Source organism: Streptococcus sp. 2021WUSS109 (genome assembly GCF_044427305.1).
GTDB lineage: Bacteria > Bacillota > Bacilli > Lactobacillales > Streptococcaceae > Streptococcus > Streptococcus suis.
The window spans coordinates 61,911-70,003 of record NZ_JAOTGF010000014.1 but is presented as its reverse complement, the minus strand read 5'-3'; the positions used below and the strand labels follow the sequence as shown (position 1 = coordinate 70,003).

Sequence of the window (8,093 nt, the reverse complement as noted above, 5' to 3'; positions counted from 1 at the left end):
AAACATTTATCCATCATCCGACCCAATCGAACGTTCCAAAGAAAGATAAAAAGCAAGGTACCTGTAAGCTTCACTTATAGAGTAACATAATAGTTGAAAAATAGGGTTAAAAAACCTCCTTTTTGTGTGCCCTAAATACAAAAACTATTCCCGTTTTGTCATGAACTGCTCAGACGGGAATAGTTTCTTTAGCTACTTAAATGCTTAACTTAATGACATTGGGCCTATTCAGGCTGTTTTTTTAAAAAAATCCCTTGACATGAATGTTTATTATGGTAGAATAGGGCTTAGAAATATGAAAGGAGTAAAACAAATGAACAAGCAACTTGTCATTCAGCAAGCTATTTTTTATCATACGCTCCTTTCTAAGCAGGAAAACAAAGCTCATTGATGAACTTTTGTCGTTTTTCGTGGGCTATATTTTGAATCATTGAGACAATCAAGCACTGTGGTCATGGTGTGATAAAAATTGTCGACTATGTTCAAGGCTCGGTCTATTTTTGTGGACTTACGCAAGCCTAGGTGGAGTGAGATGCTTCCCTAGGCTTTTTTGTGCGCTTAGAAAGGTAATACTCTTCGAAAATCAAAATTATCCGTTGTCAACTTGCCTTGATGAACTCCAGTTCTATCTTCGACATCGTTTTCTAGGCTACTTTTGATTTTCATTGAGTATAACGTCTATCAATTGTTGCTGATTGAATAAAGTGGCAAATGATAGGTTATAGATTTGTAAAGGAGATATATGTTTCGATTAATTTTTGACTATATCAAGCGTCATAAGTGGCTCTATCTATTGGTTGCTGTGACCTTGATTATTTATGACGCCACACTTTTGCTACCAACGCAAATCATACAGCGGATGGTCGATATACTGACCAAGAATGAATTAACACAGGCCATATTGGTTCAGGAGATGACCTTATTGTTATTGGTAACAGTGCTGAACTATGCAACAGCATTCATTTGGCATCTGAAATTATTTCAGGCCTCTGTCAATTTCAAGTTTGATATGCAGCAACGTGCCTTTAAAAAATTAGTGACCATGCGGACTCCATTTTATGAAAAATTTCGCTCAGGAGATGTCATGACTCGTTTTTCAACGGATGTGGATGGCCTGATGGAGATGGTGGGTTACGGTCTTATGATTGTCGTCTATGCAGGCGGTATGTTGGCTTTTATCATTCCCACGATGTTCTTTATTGATTGGAAAATTTCGCTAGTAGCTTTACTACCGATGCTGTTCATGACACTATGTATATTTTTTATCGGGAGAAAACAAGATAAGGCGATTGATGCCAATAGAGAAGCTGTAGCCCAGCTCAATAATGAAGTTTTGGAGGTCATCGAAGGCATTCGAGTGACTCGGGCTTATAGTAAAAAAGCAAATCAAAAGGCTCAATTTCAAGCTCGTACCAAACAATTGGCTCAGGGTGGGGATCGCATCACTTCCTTGCAATCATTGTATAATCCATTAGCCACAGTCTGTTTGGGATTGTCTACTATTTTCGTACTTCTCATGGGGGCACAAACCGTGAAAGCAGGGCAACTGACCTTGGGACAAGTAATTGCCCTTCAATTGTATGTCGGTTCGCTTTTAGAGCCGTTTTGGACACTAGCAGATTTCATCCTTGTTTATCAGACTGGTAAGACATCTTTTGAAAAACTGCAAGAGCTGATTGAGACGGGTGATGATTTGGAGGCTGATGGTTCTAAGGAAATTGCAGAGCTGGATAGTATTTCCTTCAAAAATTATAGCTTTAGTTATCCACAGGCGGAAAGAGCCAGCCTACAGGACATCAATTGGACACTGAAAGCAGGGCAAACTGTAGGTATCGTTGGGAAAACTGGTTCGGGAAAAACGACCTTGGTTCGCCAATTCTTACGCCAGTATCCGATTGGTCAGGGAAATTTTTTCATCAATCATCAATCTGTTTTAGACTTTAAACGTTCTAGTATAGAGGAAAAAATTGGCTATGTTCCACAAGAACACATTTTGTTTTCAAGGTCTGTTGGAGAAAATATTGCCCTAGGGAAAGTAGCTAGTAGCTCTGAGGAGATTGAACAAGCCATTGCCACAGCAGCTTTTAGTCAAGATTTAAAACGGATGAGTGATGGTCTTGATACCATGATTGGTGAGCGTGGTGTGTCTATTTCTGGCGGTCAGAAACAACGGATTTCCATTGCCCGTGCTTTCCTGCGAGAGCCAAATTTGCTAATTCTAGATGATTCTTTGTCGGCAGTGGATGCTCGGACAGAACGCCAGATTATCCAAAATATTCAAAAAGAACGTGCAGGCAAAACCAATGTCATCGTGACCCATCGTCTATCTGCTGTCAACCATGCAGATTGGGTACTAGTCTTGGATGAGGGGCGTATCGTTGAGGAAGGGCGTCCAGCTGATTTGCTTGCCCAAAGAGGTTGGTACTATGAACAATACCAACGACAACAAAGCCAGGAAGGAGGAGAGCAATGACTATTTTAGGTTTTTTATTAAAACAAATCGGTCGTGTTAAGTGGCTATTTATAGTAGCTGTCGGCTTCTATCTATTGGCTTCGACCATGGTTCGATTGGCTCCTCTGCTGATTCAGCAGGCGATTGATGGGCCGATTACGGATTTGAGCAAGGGTTTGCCCTTTGATGAAGCTGTTTTCTTAAACCAGTCAGCTCAATACATGGTAATGATTATTCAGGGAGCTATTGGCTTCTACCTATCTATGCGTTTACTCATGCATTGTGCCAATCGTATTGCTGAAAATCTACGTAATCAAGCCTACGATGTTATGCAACGGTTGCCTATTTCTTATTTTGATGATAAGCCCGCTGGAAAAATTGCGACTAGAATTGTCAATGATACAGAAACTCTGCGGACACAATTTTATGGGACCTTAGTTAATGCCTTTAACAATATTGTTCGTTTGCTCTTTACATACGGTGTCCTATTTTACATGAATAGGAGTCTTGGTTGGCTGATGTTACTCTTGATACCACTCTATATCGGTATTCAATTTGCTTACAAGAAAATGACAGACAAGCCGATGAAGGATTTTTATGATGCAAGGAGTGACGTCAATACGCAGGTGAATGAGACCATGAATGGTGCAAGTTTGATTCAACTTTTTGGACAAGAAGAGCGCATCATGAAAGAATTTGAAGTGACTGCTGACAAGATGCGTCGGGCAGATAATAAGATTATCTGGGCCCAGTCTCTTGCCACGTGGAATCTGAGTGGTTTTCTGCAAAATTTGGTCATTGCTGCGATTTTAACTGTAGTCGGCTATCAATTTCTTGCGGGACAGGATGGAGTTACAGCTGGGAAACTCTTTGTTTATGTCAACTATATCGAAGGAGTCTTCATTGCTTTGGGAGCGCTGGTTCAACAGTTCCCAAATATGCTTCGCTCGTTTGAAACAGGTAAGCGTCTAATGGCCCTTCTAGAAGAAGAGGTGGAGGACGACTGTGATCGTATTTTGGAAGTTGAACAAGGGCAAGTCGTGTTTGAACACGTGAACTTTAGCTATGAAGAAAACAGACCAGTTTTGAAAGATATTACCATTCGGGCAGAAAAAGGAGAAACAGTTGCTCTGGTTGGGCATACTGGGTCTGGTAAGTCTTCTATTATGAACCTCCTCTATCGTTTCTATGATCCACAGGAGGGATGTGTACTGATTGATGGGAAAAACATCCGTGATTATTCTCGTGAAAGCCTGCGCAGTCACATGGGGATTGTTTTGCAAGATCCCTATCTCTTTACAGGGACGATTGCCAGCAATGTTTCCATGAATGAAGAGGAAGCAGATAGAATAAGAATCATGCAGGCGCTAGAAAAAGTTGGTGCAGGGCCTATGCTATCTCGCTTAGAGAAAGGGATTGATGAACCGGTTGTTGAGAAGGGGGCGGCCTTTTCAAGTGGGGAACGTCAGTTGATAGCCTTTGCGCGGACACTCTACTCTGATCCTAAAATTCTGATATTGGATGAAGCAACTTCTCATATTGATACGGAGACGGAAGAAATTATCCAACATGCCATGGAAGTGGTGAAAGAAGGTCGGACAACCTTTATTATTGCTCACCGACTTTCTACCATTCAAAATGCAGACCAGATTCTTGTCTTAGATCAAGGTCGAATTATTGAACATGGGAAGCATGAAGAATTGGTTGCGAGTGGAGGAGTATATGCTCAAATGCATGAGATTCAAGCAAAGGTGTAATAAGCAGTTAAAAATTCCAAGCTTTGGCTGGAATTTTTTGCTATAATTGACTCATGAAAGCCTTAATTTTTGATGTAGATGATACGCTTTATAATCAGATTCAACCGTTTGAACGTGCTTTGGAAAGACACATTGAAGTAGCAAGGGAGCAAATTGAACCACTCTACCTTTCCTTTCGCAGATATGCGGATGAAGTATTTGAAGCGACAGCAATTGGAAAGATGAGTCTGAAAGACAGTCATATTTATCGGATGAAACATGCTTTGGCAGATTTTGGGTATCAGGTGTCTGATGCAACAGCCTTAGCTATTCAAATAGATTATGATTATTTTCAAGGGCAATTGGAATTGAGTCCGATTTTTCCAGAGATTTTTGCTTATTGCCAATCAAATGGTATTGCTTTGGGTATTATCACCAATGGTCCCCACCGGCATCAACTGCGTAAAATTCGTACCATGCAGTTGGGTCAATGGATTGAGTCTGACCACATTATCATTTCTGGTCAGGTCGGTGTGACTAAGCCAAATCCAAAGATTTTCAAATTGCTGGAGGAACGTTTAGAATTGCCTGCGAGCGACATCGTTTATCTGGGAGATTCCTTTGAAAATGACATCATCGGGGCAAAAACAGCTGGTTGGCAAGCGGTCTGGTTTAATCACAGAAAACGGTCAGAGCCAGAAAGTTCCTTTCAGGCAGATTATATGATTGACGAATGGTTCAATCTGGATTCCCTTATCAAAAACATCATAAAGCCGATTGGATAAATAAAATGGAATAACTCTCCTAACAAGTTTTTAATAGGATTAGAAGCTAGTCGGGGGAGTTTTTGTGTTCAAAAAGAGGAGGTATAGTCATTTAGTTTATCTTTAATTACTTCGACGCAAGAGGAAACTCCGTTTTCTTATTTCCTACTTCAAACACTCCACTGGATTGTTTGAACTCGCTTTGCCGTACTCCACGAAAGTGACTTGCTTCGCATGTCTTATTTCCAACCTAGAACAGCCTCTAGGCTGTTCTAGCAACCTGCAGCTCGTTGCCTTGTACTAAAAGCGAACTAAACGACTATAATATCTAGTTATCATTGCAAATATTTATAAGTGATAATGTGTATAAAAAACTGACAGAAATTCAGAAAAAACAGAAAATGAATAGGTTGTTTACAGAAATGTTCCGGAAATTGTTGGAAAAACAACAAATAGAGGGGCGTAATCTGTTTTTTGTCTGTTTTTCATCTCAAGGAGTCTTGACAACTTATCTAAAAAGGTGCAGAATGAACTCGCAAACGTTTGTTTTTTTAATACCATTTTTTATGTCTATTCATTTCATTAGTGAAAACATGAAAGGATAAAACTTATGAGAAAAAGTTCGCACTTGATTTTAAGCTCAATAGTCAGTTTGGCACTCGTAGGGGTCACACCATTGAGTGTTCTTGCAGATTCCAAACAAGATATTAATCAGTATTTTCAAAGCTTGACTTACGAGCCACAAGAGATTCTTACAAATGAGGGAGAATACATTGATAATCCGCCAGCAACAACTGGTATGTTAGAAAACGGACGTTTTGTGGTACTTCGCAGAGAAAAGAAAAATATTACGAACAATAGTGCAGATATTGCTGTTATTGATGCTAAGGCTGCAAATATTTATCCAGGTGCTTTATTGCGTGCTGACCAAAATCTTCTGGATAATAATCCAACGCTTATCAGTATTGCGCGGGGAGATCTGACGCTTAGTTTGAATTTACCTGGTTTGGCCAATGGGGATAGCCACACTGTTGTAAATTCTCCAACAAGAAGTACTGTTCGAACAGGGGTGAATAACCTTCTGTCTAAATGGAATAATACGTATGCTGGAGAGTATGGCAATACCCAAGCAGAGCTTCAATATGATGAAACAATGGCATACAGTATGTCACAATTAAAAACGAAGTTCGGAACCTCTTTTGAAAAAATTGCAGTACCATTAGATATCAATTTTGATGCCGTGAATTCGGGTGAAAAACAGGTTCAGATTGTTAACTTTAAACAAATTTATTATACAGTTAGTGTTGATGAACCAGAATCTCCAAGCAAGCTTTTTGCAGAAGGGACAACTGTAGAAGATTTGAAACGAAATGGGATAACAGATGAGGTACCTCCTGTTTATGTTTCCAGCGTTTCTTATGGACGCTCTATGTTCATCAAGTTAGAAACTAGCAGTAGGAGTACCCAAGTTCAAGCCGCATTTAAAGCAGCCATCAAAGGCGTTGATATTAGTGGCAATGCTGAGTATCAAGACATTCTGAAAAATACTTCATTCTCTGCTTATATTTTTGGTGGGGATGCAGGTAGCGCAGCTACTGTTGTGAGCGGAAATATTGAAACACTGAAGAAGATTATTGAAGAAGGTGCAAGATACGGAAAACTCAATCCAGGTGTTCCGATTTCGTATTCAACCAACTTTGTCAAAGACAATAGACCTGCTCAGATTTTGAGCAATTCAGAGTACATAGAAACAACTTCAACAGTCCATAATAGCAGTGCATTGACATTGGATCATTCAGGTGCTTATGTTGCGAAATACAACATTACTTGGGAAGAAGTATCTTACAATGAAGCTGGAGAAGAAGTTTGGGAACCAAAAGCTTGGGATAAGAATGGTGTAAATCTGACCTCACACTGGAGTGAAACCATTCAAATTCCAGGAAATGCTCGCAATCTTCATGTCAATATTCAAGAATGTACAGGATTAGCATGGGAGTGGTGGAGAACAGTTTATGACAAAGATTTACCACTTGTTGGTCAACGTAAAATAACCATCTGGGGAACAACGTTATACCCACAGTATGCGGATGAGGTGATAGAGTAATCTGGCAATGTATTATACTCTCTTAGCCACAGAGGCTAGGAGCTAAACACTATTCGTCAGAAACTTATCACAAGAAAATGGTATTAAAATAAGGATTCTATTCAAATTTTGGGTAGAATCTTTTATATTTTCCTAAAAACTACTTTTAGGTATGAGAACTCGTTCTGAAACTATTTTCAGGATTTTTTGTATTTCTACAAAAATCGAAATTACATTCTAAATAAAAAGAGGTTATTGAAAAAATAATAATATACTATATAATAAAAAATGTAAGCGCTACCTCTAGTATGGAGCAGAAAGGAATGACACAATGGGGACTATTAGTAAGACAGATTTAAAGCAACAAATTAAGGACGGTATTATTATTTCCTGTCAGGCTTTACCAGGCGAACCCCTGTATAGGGAAGAAGGCGGTATTATGCCTTTACTAGTCAAGGCTGCCCAAGAAGCAGGGGCTGTCGGTATTCGGGCCAATAGTGTACGAGATATTAAGGAGATAAAAGAAGTAACTACTTTGCCAATTATCGGAATTATCAAGCGAGATTATCCTCCACAAGAACCCTTTATTACGGCTACGATGCGAGAAGTAGACGAGCTAGCAGCTCTAGATATTGAGGTCATTGCTCTTGATTGTACCAAGCGTGAGCGTTATGACGGACTCGATATTGTTGATTTCATTAATCAAATCAAGGAAAAATACCCCGAGCAACTTTTTATGGCAGATATTTCAACCTTTGAGGAAGGATTAACTGCTTATGAAGCAGGCATCGATTTTGTTGGGACAACACTTTCGGGGTATACATCCTATAGTAGGCAGGAGGAGGGACCGGATATTGAATTGGTTGACCGCTTATGCAGAGCAGGTATCGATGTGATAGCGGAAGGAAAAATACACTATCCTGACCAAGTAAAAATTATTCATGATTTAGGTGTGGCAGGAATTGTTGTAGGCGGTGCGATCACACGTCCAAAGGAAATCGCAGAGCGGTTTATTAGTGCTTTACATAAATAATAAATAGGTTATAGAAAGGAATGGA

The 8,093-nt window shown here is 39.6% G+C and carries 5 protein-coding genes; all 5 read left to right on the top strand.

Going from position 1 to position 8,093, the window contains the following annotated elements:
• Positions 1–742 precede the first annotated feature (742 nt).
• Positions 743–2,473 (top strand): ABC transporter ATP-binding protein, encoded by a 1,731-nt coding sequence (locus ODU37_RS07035; protein WP_105243145.1) that lies wholly within the window; start codon positions 743–745, stop codon positions 2,471–2,473.
• The gene (locus ODU37_RS07030) at positions 2,470–4,209 is read left to right on the top strand and encodes an ABC transporter ATP-binding protein (protein ID WP_249562451.1); all 1,740 of its coding nucleotides are present in this window, start codon (positions 2,470–2,472) and stop codon (positions 4,207–4,209) included. Before ODU37_RS07035 ends, ODU37_RS07030 begins: the two co-directional genes overlap by 4 nt.
• Positions 4,210–4,262: 53 nt before the next feature.
• On the top strand, positions 4,263–4,973 hold the full coding sequence (locus ODU37_RS07025) for an HAD family hydrolase (protein WP_249562452.1): 711 nt from the start codon (positions 4,263–4,265) through the stop codon (positions 4,971–4,973).
• Positions 4,974–5,562: 589 nt separating this feature from the next.
• Positions 5,563–7,056 (top strand): cholesterol-dependent cytolysin suilysin, encoded by a 1,494-nt coding sequence (gene sly / locus ODU37_RS07020; protein ID WP_012027344.1) that lies wholly within the window; start codon positions 5,563–5,565, stop codon positions 7,054–7,056.
• Positions 7,057–7,366: 310 nt separating this feature from the next.
• Entirely contained in the window at positions 7,367–8,068 is a 702-nt protein-coding gene (locus ODU37_RS07015; RefSeq protein WP_105105591.1) for an N-acetylmannosamine-6-phosphate 2-epimerase, read from the top strand.
• The last annotated feature ends 25 nt before the right edge of the window (positions 8,069–8,093 follow it).